General features: G+C 65.6%; 24 protein-coding genes and 1 pseudogene. 13 read left to right on the forward strand and 12 right to left on the reverse strand.

Annotation, left to right across the window (positions count from 1 at the left end; genetic code table 11):
- Window positions 1-484: 484 nt before the first annotated feature.
- From rpmA to JFB92_RS13540, 3 genes and pseudogenes are all read right to left on the reverse strand, one after another.
- A complete protein-coding gene (gene rpmA, locus JFB92_RS13530) occupies window positions 485-742 on the reverse strand; it encodes a 50S ribosomal protein L27 (RefSeq protein ID WP_199039460.1) in 258 nt (85 codons plus the stop codon).
- Between the two features lie 20 nt (window positions 743-762).
- Window positions 763-1,053: pseudogene (rplU, locus tag JFB92_RS13535) on the reverse strand (50S ribosomal protein L21); the annotation flags it as partial.
- Window positions 1,054-1,331: 278 nt separating this feature from the next.
- Window positions 1,332-3,509 carry an Rne/Rng family ribonuclease gene (locus JFB92_RS13540; protein WP_199039466.1) on the reverse strand — a complete coding sequence of 726 codons (2,178 nt, stop codon included), beginning with the start codon at window positions 3,507-3,509 and terminating at the stop codon, window positions 1,332-1,334.
- A gap of 277 nt (window positions 3,510-3,786) precedes the next feature.
- Here JFB92_RS13540 and JFB92_RS13545 point away from each other — a divergent pair, with 277 nt between their 5' ends.
- Window positions 3,787-4,578: a hypothetical protein gene (locus JFB92_RS13545; protein WP_199039469.1), complete on the forward strand. Its 792-nt coding sequence runs from the start codon at window positions 3,787-3,789 to the stop codon at window positions 4,576-4,578.
- A gap of 274 nt (window positions 4,579-4,852) precedes the next feature.
- Here JFB92_RS13545 and JFB92_RS13550 read toward each other — a convergent pair whose 3' ends face one another.
- On the reverse strand, window positions 4,853-5,149 hold the full coding sequence (locus tag JFB92_RS13550) for a hypothetical protein (RefSeq protein WP_199039472.1): 297 nt from the start codon (window positions 5,147-5,149) through the stop codon (window positions 4,853-4,855).
- 7 nt (window positions 5,150-5,156) lie between these two features.
- On the opposite strand from JFB92_RS13550, the gene JFB92_RS13555 reads away from it, so the two are divergent.
- Window positions 5,157-5,732, forward strand: a complete 576-nt coding sequence (locus JFB92_RS13555) for a hypothetical protein (RefSeq protein WP_199039475.1) — start codon at window positions 5,157-5,159, stop codon at window positions 5,730-5,732.
- Window positions 5,733-5,786: 54 nt separating this feature from the next.
- Here JFB92_RS13555 and JFB92_RS13560 read toward each other — a convergent pair whose 3' ends face one another.
- The gene (locus JFB92_RS13560; RefSeq protein ID WP_199039478.1) at window positions 5,787-7,502 is read right to left on the reverse strand and encodes a hypothetical protein; all 1,716 of its coding nucleotides are present in this window, start codon (window positions 7,500-7,502) and stop codon (window positions 5,787-5,789) included.
- Window positions 7,499-8,752 carry a type VII secretion protein EccE gene (gene eccE / locus JFB92_RS13565; RefSeq protein ID WP_199039481.1) on the reverse strand — a complete coding sequence of 418 codons (1,254 nt, stop codon included), beginning with the start codon at window positions 8,750-8,752 and terminating at the stop codon, window positions 7,499-7,501. Before eccE ends, JFB92_RS13560 begins: the two co-directional genes overlap by 4 nt.
- Before the next feature lie 127 nt (window positions 8,753-8,879).
- On the opposite strand from eccE, the gene JFB92_RS13570 reads away from it, so the two are divergent.
- Window positions 8,880-10,208: a S8 family peptidase gene (locus JFB92_RS13570; RefSeq protein ID WP_199039484.1), complete on the forward strand. Its 1,329-nt coding sequence runs from the start codon at window positions 8,880-8,882 to the stop codon at window positions 10,206-10,208.
- 89 nt (window positions 10,209-10,297) lie between these two features.
- Here JFB92_RS13570 and JFB92_RS13575 read toward each other — a convergent pair whose 3' ends face one another.
- Window positions 10,298-10,579: a WXG100 family type VII secretion target gene (locus tag JFB92_RS13575; protein ID WP_199039487.1), complete on the reverse strand. Its 282-nt coding sequence runs from the start codon at window positions 10,577-10,579 to the stop codon at window positions 10,298-10,300.
- A 35-nt stretch (window positions 10,580-10,614) separates the two neighbouring features.
- Window positions 10,615-10,920: a WXG100 family type VII secretion target gene (locus JFB92_RS13580; RefSeq protein ID WP_233163166.1), complete on the reverse strand. Its 306-nt coding sequence runs from the start codon at window positions 10,918-10,920 to the stop codon at window positions 10,615-10,617.
- Between the two features lie 314 nt (window positions 10,921-11,234).
- On the opposite strand from JFB92_RS13580, the gene JFB92_RS13585 reads away from it, so the two are divergent.
- The 3 genes from JFB92_RS13585 to JFB92_RS13595 all read left to right on the forward strand — a co-directional run bounded on the left by JFB92_RS13585 (window position 11,235) and on the right by JFB92_RS13595 (window position 13,750).
- Window positions 11,235-11,981 carry a hypothetical protein gene (locus JFB92_RS13585; protein ID WP_199039493.1) on the forward strand — a complete coding sequence of 249 codons (747 nt, stop codon included), beginning with the start codon at window positions 11,235-11,237 and terminating at the stop codon, window positions 11,979-11,981.
- Between the two features lie 69 nt (window positions 11,982-12,050).
- Window positions 12,051-12,950 carry a hypothetical protein gene (locus JFB92_RS13590; protein WP_199039497.1) on the forward strand — a complete coding sequence of 300 codons (900 nt, stop codon included), beginning with the start codon at window positions 12,051-12,053 and terminating at the stop codon, window positions 12,948-12,950.
- 179 nt (window positions 12,951-13,129) lie between these two features.
- Entirely contained in the window at window positions 13,130-13,750 is a 621-nt protein-coding gene (locus tag JFB92_RS13595) for a hypothetical protein (protein ID WP_199039499.1), read from the forward strand.
- A 95-nt stretch (window positions 13,751-13,845) separates the two neighbouring features.
- On the opposite strand, the gene JFB92_RS13600 is transcribed toward JFB92_RS13595, so the two are convergent.
- Both JFB92_RS13600 and JFB92_RS13605 read right to left on the reverse strand, forming a co-directional pair.
- Window positions 13,846-14,154 (reverse strand): hypothetical protein, encoded by a 309-nt coding sequence (locus tag JFB92_RS13600; protein ID WP_199039502.1) that lies wholly within the window; start codon window positions 14,152-14,154, stop codon window positions 13,846-13,848.
- Entirely contained in the window at window positions 14,151-14,738 is a 588-nt protein-coding gene (locus tag JFB92_RS13605; protein WP_199039505.1) for a hypothetical protein, read from the reverse strand. Before JFB92_RS13605 ends, JFB92_RS13600 begins: the two co-directional genes overlap by 4 nt.
- A gap of 391 nt (window positions 14,739-15,129) precedes the next feature.
- Between JFB92_RS13605 and JFB92_RS13610 the strand changes: the two genes are divergently transcribed.
- The gene (locus JFB92_RS13610; RefSeq protein WP_199039507.1) at window positions 15,130-15,726 is read left to right on the forward strand and encodes a hypothetical protein; all 597 of its coding nucleotides are present in this window, start codon (window positions 15,130-15,132) and stop codon (window positions 15,724-15,726) included.
- Between the two features lie 49 nt (window positions 15,727-15,775).
- Window positions 15,776-17,014, forward strand: coding sequence for a WXG100 family type VII secretion target (locus JFB92_RS13615; RefSeq protein ID WP_199039510.1), 1,239 nt, complete (start codon window positions 15,776-15,778; stop codon window positions 17,012-17,014).
- A gap of 61 nt (window positions 17,015-17,075) precedes the next feature.
- Here JFB92_RS13615 and JFB92_RS13620 read toward each other — a convergent pair whose 3' ends face one another.
- Complete coding sequence (locus tag JFB92_RS13620; protein WP_199039512.1) at window positions 17,076-18,455, reverse strand: S8 family serine peptidase; 1,380 nt, start codon at window positions 18,453-18,455, stop codon at window positions 17,076-17,078.
- A 462-nt stretch (window positions 18,456-18,917) separates the two neighbouring features.
- On the opposite strand from JFB92_RS13620, the gene JFB92_RS13625 reads away from it, so the two are divergent.
- The 5 genes from JFB92_RS13625 to JFB92_RS13645 are packed head-to-tail and all read left to right on the forward strand — an operon-like array spanning window position 18,918 to window position 21,427.
- Window positions 18,918-19,235 (forward strand): hypothetical protein, encoded by a 318-nt coding sequence (locus tag JFB92_RS13625; RefSeq protein ID WP_199039515.1) that lies wholly within the window; start codon window positions 18,918-18,920, stop codon window positions 19,233-19,235.
- On the forward strand, window positions 19,232-19,546 hold the full coding sequence (locus tag JFB92_RS13630; protein ID WP_199039519.1) for a YbaB/EbfC family nucleoid-associated protein: 315 nt from the start codon (window positions 19,232-19,234) through the stop codon (window positions 19,544-19,546). Before JFB92_RS13625 ends, JFB92_RS13630 begins: the two co-directional genes overlap by 4 nt.
- A complete protein-coding gene (locus JFB92_RS13635; protein WP_199039522.1) occupies window positions 19,543-19,920 on the forward strand; it encodes a hypothetical protein in 378 nt (125 codons plus the stop codon). Before JFB92_RS13630 ends, JFB92_RS13635 begins: the two co-directional genes overlap by 4 nt.
- Window positions 19,921-19,923: 3 nt before the next feature.
- On the forward strand, window positions 19,924-20,727 hold the full coding sequence (locus JFB92_RS13640) for a hypothetical protein (protein ID WP_199039525.1): 804 nt from the start codon (window positions 19,924-19,926) through the stop codon (window positions 20,725-20,727).
- Window positions 20,720-21,427 (forward strand): hypothetical protein, encoded by a 708-nt coding sequence (locus JFB92_RS13645; RefSeq protein WP_199039528.1) that lies wholly within the window; start codon window positions 20,720-20,722, stop codon window positions 21,425-21,427. Before JFB92_RS13640 ends, JFB92_RS13645 begins: the two co-directional genes overlap by 8 nt.
- Before the next feature lie 24 nt (window positions 21,428-21,451).
- Here the strand turns inward: JFB92_RS13645 and JFB92_RS13650 are convergent, their stop codons facing one another.
- Window positions 21,452-22,501 carry a hypothetical protein gene (locus tag JFB92_RS13650; RefSeq protein WP_199039531.1) on the reverse strand — a complete coding sequence of 350 codons (1,050 nt, stop codon included), beginning with the start codon at window positions 22,499-22,501 and terminating at the stop codon, window positions 21,452-21,454.
- Window position 22,502: the final 1 nt, after the last annotated feature.

Below are 22,502 nucleotides of genomic sequence, written 5' to 3' on the forward strand. Positions count from 1 at the left end.
AAACACCCTGTTGAGTTCTCAAACAACACGCCACAACCAAGTCAATTCACTTTCGTGATTTGGCCTTAGCCGGAGCAACCTCTTAACTCTACCAGTCTCTCTCTGCTGTGCAAAGTTCAGGGTGATTAACCTGAGTCACACATGATCGAGTCTCTTCGAGTCTCTGAGATCTCCCGCGGCTCAGCTACCGGATCGCGCCACTGCTTCTATGAGCCTGTCGCTGTATCTCCGGCGGCTTCCGGACCAACCTTCTGGTTGTTCCGTTCCCCCGCGGGCAGGAACAAATATACACGCGCTTAACCCGGCTCGCAAAGGGGGGTCAGCATGATCGGCGCCACTACCCTGAACTGCGCTAATGCAATGGCCCCCAATGGAGTTCGCATTGGACTACCTACAGTGTTCGGGCCTCTCCTCGATGAACGAAAGAAGCCGGGGACCGCCTCTCGGCGGTCCCCGGCTTCTCAAGCTCTCTTGGCGGCTCGTCCTACGAATCGCTCGGGACTATGTTGACCAGCTTGCGACCACGCTTGCTGGAGAACAGCACCTCACCCGCGGACAGTGCGAAGAGCGTGTCGTCGCCTCCGCGGCCCACCAGGTCGCCCGGGTGGTACTTGGTTCCCCGCTGGCGGACCAGGATCTCGCCGGCGTTCACCTGCTGCCCCCCGAAGCGCTTCACGCCCAGGCGCTTGGAGTTGGAATCGCGCCCGTTACGGGAGCTGGATGCACCCTTCTTGTGTGCCATCGGTCAACCCCTAACTTCTTGATCCCGGTGACCTTGACGCGAGTCAGCGGCTGGCGGTGCCCCTGGCGCTTGTGGTAGCCGGTCTTGTTCTTGTACTTGTGGATCTTGATCTTCGGGCCCTTGGTGTGCTCGAGAAGTTCACCGCTCACCGTGACGCCGGCGGCGTCGGTGACCACAGTGCCTTCGTCGACGAGCAACACCGCAGGCAGCGTAAGAGCGTCGCCGGGCTCGCCCTGAAGCTTCTCGACTTCGAGGACGTCGCCCTCGGCGACCTTGTACTGCTTTCCGCCAGTCTTGACGATTGCGTACATGTCGACGCTGGTCTCCTTGGGTCCTCCCCGTGCGGGGAAATAGTTCCCCCCGCAGGGGAACGGTGGTTGTCAAATCTTGCGGTGTCCCGCCCTTGCCAGTATCGGCTCCGCACGCGTCGCCGTGGCCGGCCCGCTTGACCGAGTCCGCCCCCGCACTTGCAGGCGGGGAAGCTGAGGGCTCTGCAGGCCGCTCACTAGCGTACGTCATGTAGCGCCTGGTTCGGGCATCGGGCTCAGCCCGACGCCGCGAACGTCACAGTCCGCGGCGTGCTCGGGCCTCAGGCCGTCTCGCTCTCCTCGCCGGCTTCGTCCTCGGTGCCGGCCGCGGCGATCTTCGCGGTCTGCTCGGCGGCCGATTTGACGTCGGACTGCTTCTGCTCGGACTTCCCGGACTTGGCCTTCTTCTTCTTGCCGCCGGATCCGCCGCCGTTCTTCTTCTTGTTGGAAGAACCGCCGCCGAGGATCTCGTCGGTGTTGACGACCAGGCCGCGGCCCTTGCAGTGGTCGCAGGGCTCGGAGAACGCCTCGAGCAGGCCCTGGCCGACGCGCTTGCGGGTCATCTGGACCAGACCCAGGGACGTGACCTCGGTGACCTGGTGCTTGGTGCGGTCCCGGCCGAGGCATTCGGTCAGGCGGCGCAGCACGAGGTCGCGGTTGGATTCGAGGACCATGTCGATGAAGTCGATCACGATGATCCCGCCGATGTCGCGCAGGCGCAGCTGCCGCACTATCTCCTCGGCCGCCTCGAGGTTGTTCCTGGTGACGGTCTCCTCGAGGTTCCCGCCCTCACCGGTGAAGCGGCCGGTGTTGACGTCGATGACGGTCATGGCCTCGGTCCGGTCGATCACGAGGGATCCGCCGGAGGGCAGGTAGACCTTGCGGTCGAGGGCCTTGAGGAGCTGCTCGTCGATCCGCTTCGCGGCGAAGACGTCCTTGGAGCCGGTGTGGTGCTTCAGGCGCGGCAGGAGCTCGGGCGAGACCGATTCGAGGTACTTGTGGATCTCGTCGTAGGAGTCGTCGCCCTCGACCAGGAGTTCCTTGAAGTCCTCGTTGAAGACGTCGCGGACGACCCTGATGAGCACGTCGGGCTCCGAGTGCAGGACCGACGGCGCGTTGCCCTTCTTGGCCTTGGTCTGGATCTCCTCCCACTCGATCTGGAGCCGGGAGATGTCGCGGGCCAGGTCCTCGGGACCGGCGCCTTCGGCGGCGGTGCGGACGATCACGCCCGCGCTCTCGGGGACCAACTTCTTGAGCGCGGCCCGCAGGCGGGTGCGCTCGCGGTCGGGGAGCTTCCGGGAGATGCCGGAGGCGTTGCCGCCGGGAACGTAGACCAGGTGGCGGCCCGAGAGCGCGATGTGGCTGGTCAGGCGGGCGCCCTTGTGGCCGACGGGGTCCTTGGTGACCTGGACGAGCACCGAGTCGCCGGGTTTGAGGGCCTGCTCGATGGAGCGGGCCTTGCCGGCCAGGCCGGTGGCGTCCCAGTTCACCTCTCCGGCGTACAGGACGGCGTTGCGGCCGCGGCCGATGTCGACGAACGCGGCCTCCATGCTGGGGAGGACGTTCTGGACTTTGCCGAGGTAGACGTTGCCGACCAGACCCTGGGAGCCGGATTTCTGGACGTAGTGCTCGGCGAGGATGTCGTCTTCGAGGACGGCGGCCTGGGCGCGGCCGGCGCGGTAGCGGACGACCATCTGGCGTTCGACGGCTTCGCGTCGGGCGAGGAACTCGGCCTCGCTGACGACCTGGACGCGGTTGCGTCCGCCTTTGCGGCCGTCGCGGCGGCGCTGGCGCTTGGCCTCGAGGCGGGTGGAGCCGGAGACGCCGCGGACGTCGTCGTTGGAGGTCTTCTTGGGGGGTGTGCGCACCTTGACGACGACTTCGGTGTCGTCGTCGCTGCTCTTGGCGCTGCGGTCGGAGTCGTCGGAGCCGGCTCGCTTGCGTCTGCGCCTGCGGCGGCGGGTGACCTCGGGGGACTCGTCGGAGCCGTTGTCGTCGGCGGCCTCGGGCTCGTCGTCGGTCTGCTCGTCGCTGTCCGACGCGTTTTCGGCGCCCTTGCCGCGACCCCTGCCTCGGCGGCCTCGGCGGCCGCGCCGGCGGCGTCCGGCTTCGGTGTCGTCGTCGAAGTCGTCGTCGGTGTCATCGACGGCCTCGGGTTCTTCGGCCTTGCGGTTCGAGCGCGAGGCCGGTTCGGGTTTGCTCTTCTTCTTCTGAGCCTGCTTGGGCTGGGTCTTCTTGGGGCGCGCCGGTTCGCGTTCGCCCTCGTCAGCGGGCTTGTCGGTCTTCTCGACCTTGGGCGGGGGCGCGAACACCGGAGCCGCGGTGGGGGCCGCTGAGGCGCGGTTGCGCTCGGCTCCCGTCTCGGCTTCGGCGGGCGGTTGGTTCTTCGGTTTCTGCGGCGGCATGAAGGTGACCGGGGCAGCGGGCACCTGCTGTTCGCGCGGCTCGTTCTCGCGCATGCGAATAAATCTCCATTCCAGCCGCTGCCCGGGCGCTGACGCGTTGTTGCGTCCGCTGCCGCACGGGCGCGGCATAAGCGGTGCGGTTGCGGCACCCTCCGGCGCCATCCTGACCACACCTAAAGCCTTCACCTCGTCCCGGGAAAACACCTCTGCCCGGTCGAGTGGTCAAGTTCGAGTATCGCACACTCCGGGTCATCCGCCGACCCGGACGGCGAGCCGGTGCCGCGCCTCTCAGTGACTCTCCACACGAACAGGTGAGTTACGGCGACGCTCGGTGGTTGGCACGTCGAGGAACTGGCTTGAGTCCTGTGTACTCGATACGCTTTGGGGCGGCGCGGCGGCGCAGGCCGACACACGGAGGTACGGACAGATCGCACTGCAGGTTGTCGACTCAGACGAGTCGGAGGAGCCCTCGGGCGACGGGAAACCCGACGCCTACCAGGGGCGACATCGTGGTGCCGACCGGTTCCGGCAGCTGGCCAGCGCCGGCGGTGTGCTGGCGGCGATCGTGCTGCTGCTGACCGGCGGCGGGACGGTCCTGTTCTGGATGAGCGGGATCGGAGACGCCGAGCCGCTGGTGCTCACCGACGGGATCGGCGATCTCTGCGATTCGGTGATCGACGAGGAACTGCTGGCGCCGTGGGCGGACGCGGAGGTGTCGCGGGAGTCGTCGACCGAGTCGCAGGAGGAGGTTCGCGCCTTCTCCTGCACCTACACGGCCGAGTACGCCGGCGACGAGGCGTATCGCCTGGTGACGCTGCTGGCGACGGTGCAGGTGTACGAGGAGACCTCTGACGCCCGGGCCTCGTACGCGGGGGTGCTGGAGTTCGAGGCCTCCGAGGGCCACGAAACTTCGAGCGTCGGCGGGGTGGCCGAGCAGGCGGCGTCGGCGCTGCTCGAGGGCGGTGAGGAGGTCGAGGTGCGGCTCCACGCCCAGGAGGCGAACGCGACATTGAGCATGAACGGGTTCTTCACGGGCGCGCCGCCCGAGGGCGGAGACCGGGAGCAGTTGACGGCGGATCTGGCCGCCGGGCTCATCGACGCGCTCCCCCGGGAAGGGAATTGAGCGGCTTCCCTCTAAGCTGGCCGTGACTGCCCCGGCGTCAAGTCCGACACGCCGGGAAATCACGCGTGGAGGATATTGTGAGCGCCACACCGCCCTTTGGCCCGGCCTACAACCAGCCGCCAGACGACGGCCGGAGGCAGGGGTCGAACCAGTGGCAGCCGCGAGCGGGGCGGCCCGAGTCCGGCCGGGGAGGCCAGACGCCTCCCGGGCAGGGAGGCCAAATGCCGGCGGCGGGCGGCAGGCCCGGTCCGCAGGCCGGTCGAGGCCCTGATCGTCAGCGGCCGCCGGCTTCGCCGCAGCCCGCGCCGCGGGCCGGGGGCGTGCCCCAGCCGCCGCAGCCTCCGGCGTACGGGGCCCAGTCGCCGCCCACGCCGGCGCCGGCGGACCCGGAGCGCGCGCCCGAGCCGTTCGAGGAGGCCGCCTTCTCCGACGCGGGGCAGGGCGATTGGGGGGACGGCCAGGAGACCACGGCGATCGGCCGGCTGGGCGAGGTGTCGCGCTCGCGTCGCCGCTCGGACTTCCAGAAGAAGCGCAGCCGCGCCCGCAAGTCCAGTCCGATTCCGAAGATCATCGCGGTCGTGGTGGTGCTGGGTCTGCTGGGCGCTGCGGGCTGGTGGTGGTTCAACCGCGATGATTCGACCGGGGGCGGCGATGAGGCGGCCGACCCGAACCTGGAGTACGCGGCCAGCGAGGAGCCCTGCAGCTTCGTCGACGCCGCTCCGATGGCCGACTATGTCGACGGCGAGGCGGAGCCGAGCGCGGAGACGCGGGACCGGCAGCGCGGTTGGGAGCAGCTGTGCTCGATGACGTACGGGTCGGCCGAGAGCTCGACGGCGCTGTTGGAGTTCGAGAGCACGGTCTTCGAGTCCGACGCGAAGGCCGGGGTGAACTTCGATCTGGGTTACGGACAGGTCAGCGAGTCGGAGGAGACGTGGGCGGTCGTCGATTCGGCGCCCGATGTCGGTGACCAGTCGGCGGCGGTGGCGCGGGTGGTCGACGAGGGCACTTCGAATTACCAGCTGCATGTCCAGGACGGGAACGTGTATCTGGTCGTGCGGCTGTCGATCGTCGATTCGGGGCTCGACGAGGCGGGTCTCGGGGAGTTGTCCGCGGAGTTGGCCGACTCGTACCTGTCGGCTTGGCGCGATTCCTGACAGAGCTTATGAAGAAGGCGGGCGGCGATTGCGCCGCCCGCCTTCTTCATACGTCTAGTAGGTGCGCATGGGCTGGCCGAACATCTGCCCTTCGATGGAGGTCGGGGCGCACCAGAGGTACTTCTCCTTCTGGCCCTTGCGGAGCATGGCGATCATGTCGTCGTGGAGCATCTGGAGCCATTGCAGGACTTCCTGGTTGACGCGGATGCTCGACCGGGCGATCTGGGCCTCTTCGGCGGTGAGGCGCTGGAGCACGGTCATGTGGGCCTCGGAGGTGAGCTCGTCGGCGAAGTTGCTCAGGCGCGGCAGCACGGTCAGCTGGGTGCGCCAGGGGCCGAGGACCGGTTTGACCTGGGAGCCGCGTTCGCCGACGTCGTAGACGTAGAGCGCCGGCGAGTGCTGGCTGGCCTCGACGGTGACCGGCTGGTCGCCGTGGAGGACGGCGAGGCGGTCGTTGCGTCCGGTGGCGGCCTCTCCCAGACCGTTCCACTCCTGGGGGCGGGTGGTGCAGACCGCGACGCGGGTGCCGAGGGCGAGCGCGCGGAAGACCAGCAGGCGGGCGAGGTAGACGCCGCCGATGACGTTGACGCGGGTCTCCTCGGGGCGGAAGAACGGGGCGACGACCGGGACCTGCTCGGCGTCGCGGCCGATGACGAGCCCGGAGGGCGGGCTGGCCGAGGTCATCAGTTCGAGGGCGCGGGCGGTCGGGATTTGCGGGGCCGAGCGCAGCGGTTCGATCGGCTTGCCGGCGTCTGAGGCGGTTTCGACGGCGCGGTCGGTGACCGGCAGGCCGTAGACGGTGCCTTCGGTGGGTCCGGCCGAGACCTGGGAGACGCCGAAGAGTCCGGCGGAGGTCGGCATGGAGCTGACCGGTCCGCCGCTCATGGGGGCCGCGCCGGAGTAGGGCATGCCCGAGTACGGCTGGGCCGAGGCCGGTTGGCCGGACATGGGCTGCCCGGAGATCGGCTGCCCGGAGATCGGCTGGCCGGAGACGGGCTGGACGGACATCGGGTGCCCGGAGACCGGTTGGGCCGAGACGGGGGCGGCCGAGACTGGGGCCTGGGACGGGGTCGGCGCGGGCGGCGCCGGCGACGGCGCGGGAGCCGGCGGGGGCGGGGCCGGGGTCTGCTGCTGCGGTCCCGGTGGGGTCGGTTTGGGTGCGGGCGGCTGCGGTGCCGGAGGCTGGGCCGCGGGCGGCCGGTTCGCCGGGGGCTGCTGTCCAGTGGGCGGCCCGGTCGGCGGGCGCTGCTGCTGCGAGGTCGGGGGCTGCGCCGGCGGAGAGGTCGGCGGTTTCGCAGGCGGTGAGGTGGGCGGCCCGGCCGGTGGCGACGTGGGCTGCTGTGACTGCGGTTGCGAGGGCTGGGGTGCCTGAGGTCGGGCCTGCGGCGCGGCCGGGGGCCGGGCGGGCGGGCGCGGCGCGGACTGCGGCGGGGAGGCCGGGGGCCCCGGCTGCCCGGTCGGCTTCGGTGTCTGAGGCTGCTGTGGCTGGGGTTGAGGCGGCTGCTGTGCCTGCTGCGCGCGCGGCGGCTCGGCGCCGCCGCGGGCGGGCGAGCCGTAGGCGGACGGGCCGCCGCGCCTGGCGACCTTCATGGTGCCGTCGTCGTCTTCGATCGAGGGCCGCTGCTCGGCCTTCTCGGCGTCGCCGGTCTTGTCACGCGGCTCCTCGTCGTCGCCACTGTGGTGACGTCCGCCGCCGTACGTGCCTCCCTGGTAGGAGCCGCCCCGGTAGGTGCCGCCGCCGTAGACGTTGCCGTTCCTGCGGTCGCTCATCGGGGACCTCCTCCGGTCGGGGCGGACGCGTACGCGGCGGGCCCGTGCTCGCCGTCGAGTCGCTGCAGCCGCACGCCGAGCTGGTCGGCGACGTTGAGCAGCTGGTTCTGGGCCGATTCCCAGGCGGTCTGGTCGAGCGCCAGCCGCACCACCGCGTCGACGGCGAGCTGGCGGCCGGTGACGCGGCCGTCGGGGTTGACCTTGCCGGAGGTTCCGGCGGTGACCACGATCGAGACGGTCACGAACGCGGCCGGGATGCCCGAGAGGGCGTCGACCGTGCGGTGCAGGGCCTCGGCGTCGCTCGGCCATTTGACGATCCGGTAGGACACGTGGCGCAGGCCGTCGGCGTACCAGTGGTTCCACTCCTCGGCGGTGCGCTCGCCCGGGACGGGCGCGAAGGCGACACCGAGGGACTGCTGGACGCCCTCGCGGACGCCCTCGGCGTCGAGGATCCGGTTGGGGACGCCGACGTTGCCCAGGAGTTTGGAGACGCGCTGGGAGGTGGAGGCGAGCGCCTTGTAGACGCCGTCGACCTCGCCGCCGCGCTCGGCGGTGGCCTCGCGGGCGTCGCGGGCGCCGAGCCGGACGGCCAGCCACGCCTTGTGGTGGACGACGGCCGGGTACTGGCCGAGCAGTTCGCGGTAGGAGCGGGCGGCGGCGCTGTCGTCGTAGGCGGCCAAGCCGACCGGAGTGGTGTGGCCGACGAGTTGGACGGCCGTGACCGGCACCGAGGTCTCGTCGAAGAGCCGCTCGAGGCGCTCGAGCGGGACGGCCTTGGTGCCCTCGTCGGTGGAGCCGATCTCGATCACCGAGAACCAGCCGCTGTTGTCGTGACCGATGCCCACGTTCTCGTCGCGGTCCTCGACGCCGGTGATACCCAGGTCGGGTGCGATCCGGTGGAGGACTTCGGTGAGCTGCTCGGGGTCGAGGGACCGCACGCGGCGGCGCAGCCGCGAACGCAACGGCACGGTCTGGTACCACCAGTAGTCGCCCTTGCGCCAGAACGCGATCACCACGATGATCAGCGCGACGCCGCCGCCCGCCGCCATGATCGGCAGTGGGAAGGCCATGCAGGCCAGGGCGATCGTGAGCGCGATCTCGACGGCGATGAGCTGCACGACCGTTATCGGGCCGAGCCTTCCCGAGGAGCGCGTCGTGAACACGACGGTCTCGCCCGGGGCTGGGCCGTCCTGCTGGGCTTGCACGGACGCGGTGCCGCGAGCTTGCTCCCCGGCCTGCATCATCGTCATTTGCGACGTCTCCATCAAGAAGGTGAGTGGTCGTACCTATCGTAAGCGGGCAAGTCCACCTGGCGGGGACCTGGGCCCGGCGGTGTGCAGGTCGGTGTGGCTGGCGGTCCGGCGTTAGACTGGCCGAGTGCGATTCCTCCCGCGTTTTCCTCTCTATTCGGCCGTCGCGGCAGCGGTGACGGCGAGCACGCTCCTGCTGACGGCTGCCCCGGCGTCGGCCCAGTTCGACTGGGGCGAGTGGCAGGAGGAGTGGATGGTCGGCGAAGACGATCGCGTGCCGTGCGAGATCCCGACAGTGTCGAACGAGCCGCTGCAGAACAAGCCGTGGAACGTCGACACCGCCGGTATCGAGATCGCCCACCAGTACAACGAGGGCATCCGTGTCGACAACGGCGAACCGGTGAGGGTCGCCGTCATCGACTCCGGTGTGACCGCCTTCCATCCCACTTTCGGTGACCGAGTGCTGGAGGGCGCCGACCTCTTCGACGCCGACTCCCGGGGCCAGTGCGATGCGAACGGGCACGGCACCGGCGTCGCGGGCATTATCGCGGGCGGATCCGAGGCCGATTCGGCCTATCTGGGGGTGGCGCCGGAGGCCGAGATCATCCCGATCCGGATCTTCCAAGGATCCGAGGCCGGGGACGAGGTCAAGAGCAGGATGCTGGCCGCCTCGATCCTCGGCGCGGTCGAGGCCGGGGCCGATGTCATCAACGTGTCGATCGCCGTGCTCGAAACCACCGAACTGGAGCAGGCCGTTGCCAGCGCGATCGCGGACGGCGTGATCATCGTGGCCGCGACCGGCAACGCCTCCATCTGGATGGACGACGACAGAGTCGACGCCAACGATCGGGCCTACTATCCGGCCAACTATCCGGAGGTCATCGCGGTCGGAGGACACAACCAGTCGGGGAACTGGTACAACGACACCAACTTCGGGGAGAACCTGGACCTGCTGGCCCCGGGGGTGGATATCGCACTGCCGTCGGCGAACGGCGAGGACTACGATCTGCTCTCGGGCACGAGTTTCGCCGCACCGCACGTGGCGGGTGCCGCCGCACTGCTGAAAGCCGAGTTCCCGGATCTGGCGGACCCGCGGTGGGTCGAGCAGCGCCTTCGGGACACGGCGATCCACCCGCCGGACGACTTCAACATGTACCAGGGCTACGGGGTGCTGAACATCCCCAACGCATTGACCGCGCCGTTGGAGGACGACTCCGAAGAAGAGGAGCCGTTCGTCGAGGCCGAGCCGAGCCAGATCCCGGCGATCGACGTCGGCTACGACCCGCTGGCGACCGAGAAGACCATCGCCTGGGCGAGCGTGGGCGGCGCGATCTTGCTGATCACCCTGGTGCTGGTGCTGCGCAAGGTCATCCCGGAGGGGCGCCGGCGCGGCTGGCGGGCCGGGTCGCGTTCGAGCGGCCCGCTGCCGGCGAAGACCGCCGACGAAGGCCTTTAGAGGACCCTGGAGAACAGACCCGGACGACGAATAACCCGGGCCGATCGCGGATCGGCCCGGGTTTCTTTCTCGGCTTCGAGAAGGTCTCGCTACCCGAAGCGGCTGATGTTCGCGGCTTCGGTCGCCTGGTAGTTCTCCTTGGCGGTGTCGATGGCGTTACCGAGCGCCTCCAGGATCGAGCGGATGTCCTCCATCGAGTTGTCCCACTGGTCCTGGGCTTCCTGGTACGCGTCGCGAGCGGCGCCAGTGAAGTCCAGGTTCTGGAGCATACCGCGGAGGTCGCCGAGCTGGCTCTCGATGTCCTGGGCGTTGCTGGTGACGATCTGGGAAGCCTCTTCGAGAGTCGCGTAATCGACTTTAATGCGGCCCATGAATTTTCACCTCTTTCCTAAGTCCTTGGGGGTTTCTACAGCTCGTTGCCGTAGGCACCGAGGGCGGAAGCGTCGTCGGCGTCCTGCTCGGTGCTCGCGGTGGCACTGGCGTCGAGGTTCGTCGCGATGTTCGAGAGGGCGTCAAGCAGCTGGGCGGCCTTCGCGTCCCAGGTGGTCATGGTGTTCTGGAGCGAGGTTCCAGCGGCACCAGTCCATGCCTGAGAGAGGTCTTCCATCAGGTTCCTCAGGGTGTTGAGGTTCCCGTCGACGCTCTCCCGCGTGTTCAGTGTGTCGGTGGCTGCCTGGTGGGCTGTGTCAGCATCCAATTCTTGGCCGGCCATCGTTCACCTCCTGCTAATAGAACCGGGGCTGAGGCGCAAGGCCGTCAGGGGTATCCCAGTGAGTTTTGTGTCGATTCGCAGTCACCATAACCCGTCCGTGCAAACTCACCGGGTTGGCGGTGCGTCTCTCAGTTTACAAGCGGCGCCCGCGCGGTGTATCCCGACATCGTGCCAACACCACCCCGCCCCACCCAAACCCGACCGTCGAGCCCTGCCCACAGCGGTCGGCCCCGAACGAACGCACGCGCCTTCGATAGCGCGCGGTCGAACCGCGCCTCGCGGAGGGGCGCTGGGGAGGTGGACGGCATCATGCCTTGGACCGAGATCGCCGACTCTCACCTCGTCTGGAAGCGGTCTCGCATGCGTCCGGGATGCCGCACCAGAGGGTCTCGCTGCGCCGCTGCACGGCTCGCCGATTCAAAGGTGCCGGGCGTCAGAACGTGCGTGACCACCTGAATCCCGGCGAACACCACAGTTGGTCGATTTTCGATATTGTCGAGGCACCGTTCACCGATGACACCCCGGGAGTACCCAACACCATGCCCTCATACGACCTCGACAAGATCGAGGAAGTCGGTACCACCCACGCTCCGGCCCTGGCCGACTGGTACTTCGAAACCCTGGAGCTGGTCGACAAGGCCGGCCGCTGGAGCGACAACGCGTTCAGCGATTCGCTGGTCCCGCTCTGGAACGACTGCTATGTATTCACGTACGAGGTGGTCTACGAGTCGGCGATCAATCTCGAGGCGTTCGGCCCCAGCCTCGTCCAAGTGGTCGAGCTCATCCGGGAGTCCGAATCCCAGAACACCGACCAGTTCGAGAGTCTCTTCGAAGAAACCGTTGACGACGCTCAATCGGTCGTCGCGCCGGAAGGCTACGAGACCCTGGACGATCGGATCGAGCAGCGGGCCGACGAGCTGGAAGAGGCAGCAGCTCCCGATCATCGTGACGACTACGAAGCTGGTGACGAGTACGAGAACCTGGACAAGGAGTACGGCGTCTACGAGATCAACGACGCCGATGGCACCGACCGGACAGGCCAACAGGGCCGGACCTACTGACCTCGACCGACCGTCCCCGCCCCTCGGCCCCGAGCGGCCGACACCCGTCTATACCGAAGGGCATACCCCATGAGCTGGCTCGACACACTCAAAGGGCTCACAGCAACCGGTCCTCCCGCCGAACAGCCCAACTACCCGACCGACGAGAAACTGCTGGACAAACTCGAACAGCTTCGGACTCCACTCAAAGCGATCGCCTGCCGCCGCGAGGTCGCGACCGCGTACCCGGACATCGAATGGCAGTTGTGGCTTCCCCGGTCGATCTGGGAGTCCGATGGCGGGCAACCGGCTCCCGATGTCGCCAGCGCCAGCGGAGACATGAAGACGATCTGGTCGGAAATCACCATGTGCCCCGTGCCGGAAGAAGCCGAATCGGCAGAGTTGGAGGCGATGGCTTCCACCGCATCGGCCGATGTCACCCATCACCTCGAAAGCGCCTCGGGCCGACTCGAATCAGCACTCGCCGACGGCGGCGACCCCGACCAGGCATATCAGGTGACCGAACTGGCGCGGGCCGCATACACCCGAGTGACGGAAAAAGCGGCAAGTCCGACCGAGAGCACTCTGATCAACTCCATGTTCGAACACAACTGGGACGACGACGCCTCCGGGGAGGCCCAGGAGCAATTCGGGTACACCATCGATGCACTTGCGAAGCTTAAAGTCATGACCCACTGGCTAGGAGACAGCGCTGGTGCGCAGTTGGCGGCTACCACCATGTTCCGTCTGGAGCTGGATGCGGCACTGGACGATCTCCACGGCCAGCTCGGTGAACGCGGGGAGATCACCGAGATCTACGATGCCGCCGTGAGCCCTCTCGGGGGTTTCTCTATGTTCATAGGCGGTTTGGGGCTCATGTTCAGTGGGGTGCCCTGGGTAGTCAACGCTGGCGGGTTTACCGCAGGAGTGGTTGATGCCTTCGGCAACTGGAGTTCGGAGATCTCGGTCGAAAAGGTCGCTGAGTCCTGAGAACCCTCCACCTATACGTCAGCTTTCAAGACAGCTATCGGCAATGCCGAACAGAGTCGATCCGCGAACATCAAAGAGGCATCGATAAACCTCACACGAGAGTTTGATGGCCACCGAGGAGACACCGGGTACTCCCATCTGATCCCGGGGGCAGGGACCTGATGACACACTCTATTTCGATGAAGCACCTGATACTTGGTATCGCGCTCTCCACAGTATTCTTGATTTCCGCTTGCACGTCAGGCAGCGAAGATTCACCTCCTGAGAAGCCAGACCGCCCGTCTCCGACGGAGACCATACGTACTCACGAGCTGCGGACTCAGATCGAGGGGATCGAAGACGCTTGCGCCCTACTCGGAGCAGCGATGATCGAGGAGTACTTCCTTGAGGACGAGTACGAGGAGAAACCCAGCGGCCCCCAGAGCGTATGCAACACGAGCGTGTGGAAAGAGTTCCCGAAATCACACGCTGAAATCAACCTCAACATTTGGACCGAAAACAACAATATCGAAGCGGCCGAACACTTCTACAGTCGAGTTGAGAATCCCGACTCAATGACTGAGGGATACGTCGGGGAATCAGGCGAAACCGAGGCGTATGCAGTCGTCTACAGGCTCCCTGGGGCGACCGGTTCATACATTATCCGTACATTCGTCCTCGGCGAGTTCTACGTCATAAGGGCCGAACTAATCGTCACCGTGGATGACCTCATGCCCTCAGATGGTGAGGTAGGGGAATGGATGTTCGAACAGTACGCCCCGGCGGTCGTCGAATCCATCGAAGCCAGACTCACCAGATGAACTGCACCTCCTGGCTCGGCACGGCGGGAACTCACGCCGCTCTTGCCGCAGGAAGGACCGGAGACGCCCCACGGCACGACTCCGGCCCTTGAATATCACTCGGCTTCGTCCAGGAGTCGAACCCGGTGGTGCCAGGTGAAGGTGGCTATGTCGTGGAGGGCTACCGCTGCTCCTGTATTCAGGGCCCAGGGGCGGTGCAGGTTCTCGGTTGCCGTCAGCGTCGGGGTCGGCGTGTCCAGGCCGGTGATTTCGCCGAGCAGGGCCGGGTAGCGGTCGGTGAAGGAAAGCCGGAAGCCCGGTCGGTCGGGCAGCAGCGCGAACTGGAGTTGACGACCTTCGATCATCCTGGTGGCCAGGATCGGGAGCGGCTCGAGTTCCTCGTCTATGTAATAAGGCGGCGTCACAGTGCCACCTCGTTCCCCGAGGCGTGGTGGCAAGCGTCGAAGCGTGCCTCCCAGAGCTGGAGATACTGAGAAGTCGGGCGGGGTGGGTTCGACGGGTTGCGGCGGAGGTTGTACTCGCCCTCCGGTCTTTGCGCGGCGCCAACGGGTTCAGGGCCTCTGATCACCGCGATGAGCCAGTTGAGGATGCGTTTGAGGAGCGCGACGGTTCGGCCCGGGCCGTCCATGGCCGCGCGGTCCTGGTCGTGGGCGGATGCAAGGGGTTCTGAGAAGCGCATATAGCGCTCGAACGCCTCCTCGCGCGGCCTGGAGAAGTGAGGCGAATCGGACTCGGCCGGCGGGTCCGGGAGTTCGCCGCGGCGGTGGCGGCCGGTGCGGGTGTCGGGACTCCATCCGGGTGCGCCGTACGGCCCGCGGTCTTCGGGATCATACGGCCTGCCACCGATCTGCCAGTCGTCGCCGGGGCGGTGTCGGAGGTGGTCAGGCTCATAGTTCGGCTCTCCCGGACCGAATCCCGGAGGGTAGTCGCGCGAGAACTCCCGGGAGTTTTCGGGCAGCCTGGGATAGCGTATGGTCGTAGACGGCAAGGGAGGACTCCTTCTTTGTCCGGTGCCGTCCGGCGGTCCCTGTTTGGCGACTTGAGCCGCCGGACGGCTTTCTCATGCTTGCATATGGACCGGAATGGACTGCCAGCAGTGGGTGTAACCGACTCACGTAGGAACGTAAGAAATCCCGTCGCTCACAGTATCCGTGAATGTACCCATCGCATGGTGAACCAAGATTATGGGCTTGTCAACCCTTGAGCAGCCGTAGGGGGCCCGGGTCGCCTATCGTCTGCGCCCCAACCTCCCCCGTTCGTGCCAGACCCGCAAGGTCGATCCGTGAAGTTTGCGGGGGCTCGCTATGCTGGTTACAGCGGCCGAGCCATGTCCGGCCACCATCTGGATACCCCCAACGATCTTCCATGAGGTGAACCACATGCCACAGATCATCGATGCCGGCAATGGTGAGACGATCATCGTCGTCCAAGACGGTTCGGCCGACGGCTACACCATGTACAGCAGTACCGACGGGCGCTTGGTCGTCGCGGACGAGGACGCCCTGTCGGATCTCGGCATCAAGATGAGCGACATCGAGGAGCTCCTTGCAGGCACTAGGGACCTGGTGACCAACGGCAACCTCACGGTCGTGCGGGGCGCAGAGTACGCCCAGATGCCCGACTACCAGATCGCCCAAGTCGACGCGCTCAACCTCAAGCTGGGAAATTTCCCCGACGCCGAAGAGGTCCGCGACCTGTACCGCGAGAACTTCTACATGGCCAAGGCCGACCAGATCGAACGCATCGCCCATGGTTACTCCACCGGCCGCGAGGTCGCCGACAACGTCCGGACCGAGTACGTCAACAACGACGGCGACGTCGCCGCATCGGTCGACCAGTTGGGCAACGAGTTCACCGAGTCCGACGGCATCTCGGATGAGGAGCTCGCCGACGCCCAGGCCGAAAACGAGGGATCGGACACCGAGACTGAGACCGAGACTCCTGAGGGCGAGGAGGACACCACTCCTCGAACCTGAACGGCTCGTTTAGCACACTTCGTCTCAGCCCCTAGAAAGGAGCCAAGCTATGGGGTCTGGTAAAGGCTTCGACTTCTACCGGAACAACTACACCCACGAAGAGCTGTGGGAAATGCTCAGCATGGGCGACTCCTGGTCGGTCGAGCAAGCCAGTGGTGTCTGGCGCACCGCTCGACAGGACATCAACACCGCGAGAGACAACCTCGATACGGCAATGCAGGAGCTTGTCGGCTACTGGGAAGGCGACGCCTCTGAGGAGTATCAGCGTCGTATGCGGATTTTGCGTGACTACGGCGACGAGGCCTCGGAAAGCATGGAAAGGGCCGAGTCGGATCTGCTTCCGCGGCTATCCGAGTTCTTGGGCGGGGCGCAGAGTGAGGCCCGCAATCAGGATCTCTATCCCTCAAGCACCTTGACCGAGTATGCTGACTGGCTTGAGGCAACAAAGCCCGAGAATCTCCATTACGGTCAGGACAAAGAGGTCGAACAGCGGTCTCAACTGCAGCAGGAACATCAGTCCTATCTCGATGACCGTCATGACAAGATGGCTCGGGTTGTCGCGAATCTTGGCGACAACTACCAGCAAGTCGCAGAGGAATGGAAGGAACCTCCGCCTCCGCCGCCCAGCGACATGCCCGGCAACACCACCTATAACCCACCCACCGGCGGAGTGTTCGGCAACGACGGGTTGAACCCGGGAGGCGCCGGAGGGCTTGGTCCGGGCGGAGCCACCGGTGCCAACGGAGCGGGCTTCGACTCGACGAACGGGAGCCTTGCCGGAGCCGACGGCATCGTCGGAACCGATGATGACCTGGAGCCGGTGGACGGTTGGACGCCAGGTTCCTACGGCGACGTCGACTCCGGTGGTCTGGCCGCCGGAACCTTTTCCACAGCTCCCACGGGTGGATTCGGCGGCAGCACGGTCCCGACTGGCGGAGCCGGTCCCATGACCAGTGCCGGCGCGGGCCTATTCGGTCCTGCCACCACCGGAGGCGGTGGAACGACCGGACGCGGAACCACTCCCACCTCCAGCCCGGCCCGCAGCGGTGCTTCGACCAACTCTCGCGGGACCGGCAGCAGTGGGCGCGGCGGTCCGAATACCGGTGGACGCCCCGGCTCCTCGACTCGTGGACTCAACGGCCGGAACAACATGGGAGGCCGTGGAGGCACCCGTTCCGGATACAGCGATGACGACGAAGAAGAAGAGTACTCGCGCGAAACCTGGCTGCGGGAAGACGACGTCAACTGGGGCAGGAACCACACCCCGGATGACGAACTCGACGACTGACAGCCCGATACGCAGGCGAGGGGCGAGCGGCCTGGCCGCTCGCCCCTCGCCTTTGTCGTCGCTACCTGGGTTGATTGGGGTCGCTCGGGCCCCAAGGCGGGCTCTGTTCACCCCCGCCTGGCGGGGGAGGACTGAAGTTCTGCTGCGGGCCCGGTGGCGGTCCACCGTATCCTGGCGGAGGACCGGACGGAGGCGGGCTGAACTGCTGAGTCGGCCCCGGCGGCGGCATATTGGGCGGCAAGCCACCTGAACCCTCTCCTCCGGCGTGTGCCTGTGCCATGGCCGGCTCAGCCTGACTGCGACTGCGGCCGCGGAGCACCAGCCAAACCGCAATAGCGGCGGCTACCAGGACAACTGCTGCGGCGATCACAATGATCGTCGAGAGACCCGAGTCCGATTCTTCGGAAGCCGCCTCTGTGTCGTCGGCTGATTGCGGTTCCTCGGCGGAATTGCCGGGTTCTTCGGCGGCGCCTTCCTCCTCATCGGGCTCTGCACCACTGGTACCGGATTCGCCCATGGGGTATCCGAGCGGGTTCTCATCGACAGTCTCAACGCCTTCGGCATTCACCGCTTGTTCAGCGTTTGCGAGTCCGAATCCCATATCGTCGGTGCGGTTACTGCCACTGCCATCTCCGGCAGTCTGAATGAGGCGCTGAATGACATTGTTAGCATCGAGATCGGGATTGGCAGCCAAGGTCAACGCGGCGACTCCGCCGATGAATCCTGCCCCTACCGAGGTTCCGGCAATACCATCTTCATATTCGACTTCAGGCTCCGGTCCCCATCCGACATCTTCTGCCATCGGCTGAGGGTGAGTCATTTCCTCAGCCGGAGCTGCGATAACAGTCTCAGGACCGATCGAGTTGCCGTACCACGGATTTCCGCTTTCGTCGGTACCGGTTACAGCGACGACTCCTGGGAGCGTCGCTGGGAACGTCGGAGGGTTTTCAGGGTTATTACCAGCGGATACTACAACCACAAGGCCCATGTCAATAGCGTATTGAATGGACTCCGTGATTTCTTCGTCTTCTTCGTCCTGGCCCCACGCAAAGACCACAATGTCGGCACCGTTGTCGGCGGCATATCTGAATGCGTCTGGCGTTGAAGGCGTTAGACCACCAAGACCCCCGAGAACTTCAGCTCCGTTGTCGAACCGAATCGGAAGTATCGTGGCATCCGGCGCGGCATGCAACACACCGGCCGCTACATGCATTCCATGCCGACCGGTCGGGGAGAACACCTGCCAAGCGTCCTCTTCGTCTTCATAAAATGAGGTTCCCGGCAGGACGTCCTTGTCGTCGAAGAACGGGTGCTCGCCCATGCCGGTGTCGACGACGGCGACCGTTACGCCTTCGCCGGTCGTGGTCTCTTGGGCGGCGGGGACGTTCATCAGGTCCATTGCCCATTGGGCGTTCGAGGTGATCAGTTCGTCCTGGGCCATCGCGGCGCCGGGGGTCGCGATGATCGTGCCCAGCAGGGCCGCCGATCCTATTGCCGCTCCCATGGTCGCGCGGGCGCGCCGGGGCCATCCTTTGCCCGTTCGGCCGCGGGAATCGCTGTGTCGGAGTCTTCGCTCGGGGGATGCAGAGTCGAGAGGTGTCGCCATGGGGATGGCCCCTTTCGTAGGTCTACGGTTACAGCGCTGCCCGCTCTGTCCCACAAGATACCGGACCGACCTCAAAGCCACGACCCCAGCCGAAGGGCCTTCGACAGCTCCGGCAGCGTTATCGGATACCCCGGAACAGACCCTTTCGCCATTGCAGCGCTGCATCCGAGTATGCCTGTGCCCCTGCAGTCTTCAGCTAGATCGGTGAACCCCACGCATTGCGGTCACTTGGTAACATGCCGAAGGTTCAGGAGATCGGCGACGGAGCCGCACAACCCCACCATGCGAGGAGTTCCATTGGAATCTCTACTGATCGAACGTGCCCAGGCAAGGCTGCGGTCAGCTCCCGCTGATCAGCGTCCCGAGATCACCCAGGCCGTCCTCCGCGAACTGACGGTCTCGGAGAACAACGCAGCTCGCAGAGTCGGTGCCACCATGAACCTTCTCGGAGAACTGAAGGCGGTCTCGATCGAGGCACCGGATCTGGAGTTCGAGCCCAGCGGCTGGGAGTGGAGAGCGGCGGCGCTCTCTGAGCTCGTCAACACCTTGCACCAACGGGTCGCCGCCCTGCGCGGCGAACTCACCCAAAGCGGACCATATGGGGACGCCTCGTGAGCCGCAGTGAACAGGGATGGGCAGCCCTGACACGGGCCATCGAACAATTCGAGGGGATCCGAGAAAACCTGGCCCGCTCCATGAGAGCTGAAGCCGTTTCATCCGACGGCTCGGTGAGAGTACTGGCAAGTGCCGAGCATCCCTACGCCATCAGTATCGACACCGACAGAGCGTCGTACCTCGAACCGGAGGTCATCGAGGCGAACGTGCTACGCACCCACAATCAGGCGCACCAGCAACTGCAGGACCAGATCCTCGCGGCACTTCCCGGCGAGAGGACGGGAACTCAATCCCGGGAGGCCGTTAAATGACGAACGCCAACATGGACCCCGATGCCGTCCTCGAGTACAAGGAACACCTTTCGCCCCGAGCCGAGGCACTGCAGATATATGAGGCCCTGCTTGCCACCGATGCCCCCGAGACAGCCGATTTGACCGACATCGAAAGCGGTCTTATCCCGAAGGCAGATTGGTTTGGTCCAGATGCGCTTTGGACCGAAGACGTCACCGTAACGCTGGAGATGGTCTACTTCCACAGAGCGAGCGAGGCCGTTACCGGAAACCGGCTCATTTCAGATCTGCAGGAGACACTTCAGCTTTTCGTCGATCGCTGGCGAGAGGACGAGGAGACCATCTCCAACGAATTGGATTCGCTCACCTCGGAACTCGAAGATTGGAAGGGATGATCCGTGTCCGGAGAATTCACCGAAGTTCCCGACTCTATCGACACGGAGTGGGCCAACCCGATCATCACGCTATATCAGGAGCATTCGGACGAGATCGCAATCCTGGATGAGCTATCGGAACAATATGGCCTCGGAAATCCCGAAGGAAGCTTCGCGGATTCTCCCATGCCAAGCCAGGTCATCTTCCTGCTCTGCGAGTTGAATCCTATTGCTATCCAGACCTCCGCAATACGCCTGCACCGGACCTCCGAAGAGCGTTTCGCAAGTTTGTCGGACTCCGCGTTCGAAGATCTCCTTTCCGAATCCTGGACCGGCGACCTGGCCGACACGTTCAGAAACTGGGTGGAAGGCGGAGACGGCTACCAAGGAATCAACGTTTACTTCGAGGAAGTGCTACAGAAGGCCGAAGCAACGAGCCTGGTGCTTCTGAACTTGGGCGAGCGCCTGAAGATAACTTTGGATGAACTCGATACCTCCCTTCGAGAGCAGTTCGCCGTAGTCGAGGATGTAGCCGCACAGAACGGTCATTCCGTCAGCAGCTTGTGGAGCAACATCCTAGGGGCTGGAGGTTTTGTCGGCGGAATCATCAGCGCCGTAGCATCAAATCTTCTTGTTTTCCTGTTCTCGCTCATCGCTCTTGTCATTTTCATCTGGGATTACTACCGGATCACAGCGGAAGATGTCCAAGGCTCAGTCGCGGCGATGGGAGAGTTCCATGGAGCAGTCAGCGGCCAGGCCGGCGATACCGGCACGGACGGCGAGGACCTGACACAGTCAGAATTCGAAGGTGCGTCCAGCGATGACTGACTCCGACCTGGAACTGAGAGCCCCCCGGAGGGGCAATCGGACGCCGGTCTGGTACATCCTGCTTCTGGTGGGATCGTTCCTCATGGGCATGACCACCGCTATCGTGCTGACGGAAGGCCCATGGTGGTGGGACCAGCCCTCCCGAAGTGAGAGAGTTCTGGGCCAAGAGAGCGATGATCCGGCCCTATGCTCCGACGTGATCTGGAAGACTGCCACATCAGGTTCCGAGTCGTTCCGTTTCGTCGAAGTGGTGTCTTCGGCGAATGGCTCGTATGAGTACGCGGGGGGATGCGAGGTCAGATTCGATGTCCTCCTCGATGACGAACCGGCTGGGCAGGCCGCCATTGAAGTAGAGACTCTGCGGGGCTTTCCACGCGATCTTCCTTGGGGCTCATCGATTCACGACGACTGCACTCGAGTCTTCCAAGCGTCCTCTGAACTGTTCGACCAGATCACGAATCAAGGCTCTGGAATCCTCCCCGAAGATGAAGCCTGCATTATCAGGGCTGATTCCACAGAAGGCCCCGTACAGGCAGGGATCTGGTCGACAAACGTGTACGGCGATTTCCGTGACTATGCCGAGATCACCTTGATCGATCTAGGTCCGGAGGGCGACGCCCCTGTGTCCCGCGCCGAGGCGTTCGCTCAGTTCTTCACCTCCGAATTCACGGAGGCTGTCGAACGATACCTGCCTTCTTGAGCGGGGAGCCCTGCCAAGTCTCACCTAGTTCTCGGTCGTGCAGGTCAGGCCGGTGATGCGGTTGGCTTCCGGGGGGAGGTCGCCTTGGGGGTCGAGGCAGGGGGGTGATTCCTCCACCCGTTCGACGCAGCCACTCTGGAGATGCAGGGCCGGGGCTTCTCCCAAGGTCAGGGAGAGGTCGATGTCGTCGTTGCGGTGGGCGCTGACGGTTCGGGTGCCGTCGTTGCCGGGACCGTCCAGGACCAGGCGGTAGGCCTCGCCGTTCCAGCTGTCGCGCACCGACGCGGTGAAGTCGGCCTCAGCCGCCTCGTCCGGGAAGGGCGACATTTCGTAGGTGATCTCGTAGAGGTAGGTGACCAGACCCGCCTCAGTGCGGTAGAGGCAGCTCGTCACCTCGACGGTCCGCGATTCGAAACCCGGGAATTGGGCCTGGGCGGCGGCAGTGTTGGTGACCGCCTCTTCCATTCTCGACCAGACGTCGGACTCGTCGTAGGCGCCGGTCGGTTCGCCGGTCTCGTTCGCGGCCGACACCCAGGTGCCGACCGAGACCGCCATGGCCAGTGCCAGGGTCGCGGCGGCGGCCCACATCGGGGTTTCCACGGCGGTCCTCAGGCGGCCTGTCGGGGCGTATTCGCGGCCCAGCCAGGTCTTCGCCGACCCGGTCACCGCGATGGCCAGGGCCGCGAACGACACCGGGAGGATCGTGAGGGCGTAGATGATCCCCGGCGTCACCAGCCTGCCCGGGTCCACCGGCATCAGCAGCAGGATCAACTGGACCGCCGTCACCGCCGCCGCCCCGGCGAGGTAGGTGCGCGCTATGCGGCCGCCCCGGCCCAGCCAGAACGCGGCCAGGAGGTTGACCGGCAGCGTCGGGACCAGGACGGCCAGGTACGACAGGCCGCGTTCGAACAGGTCGGTCTCGACGCCGCCGCCGATCCACGCGTAGCCCTGGAGGGAACGCCAGGTGGCGAGCCACAGGGCCGCGACGATCCCGGTCTGAGCCAGCAGGAGCAGGCGCAGCGCCTGGATGCGGACGGGCGGCCGCTCGGCGGCCGCCCGGTCGGGCCGGGTCATC

It is taken from the genome of Glycomyces salinus (assembly GCF_016428645.1).
GTDB lineage: Bacteria > Actinomycetota > Actinomycetes > Mycobacteriales > Micromonosporaceae > Glycomyces > Glycomyces salinus.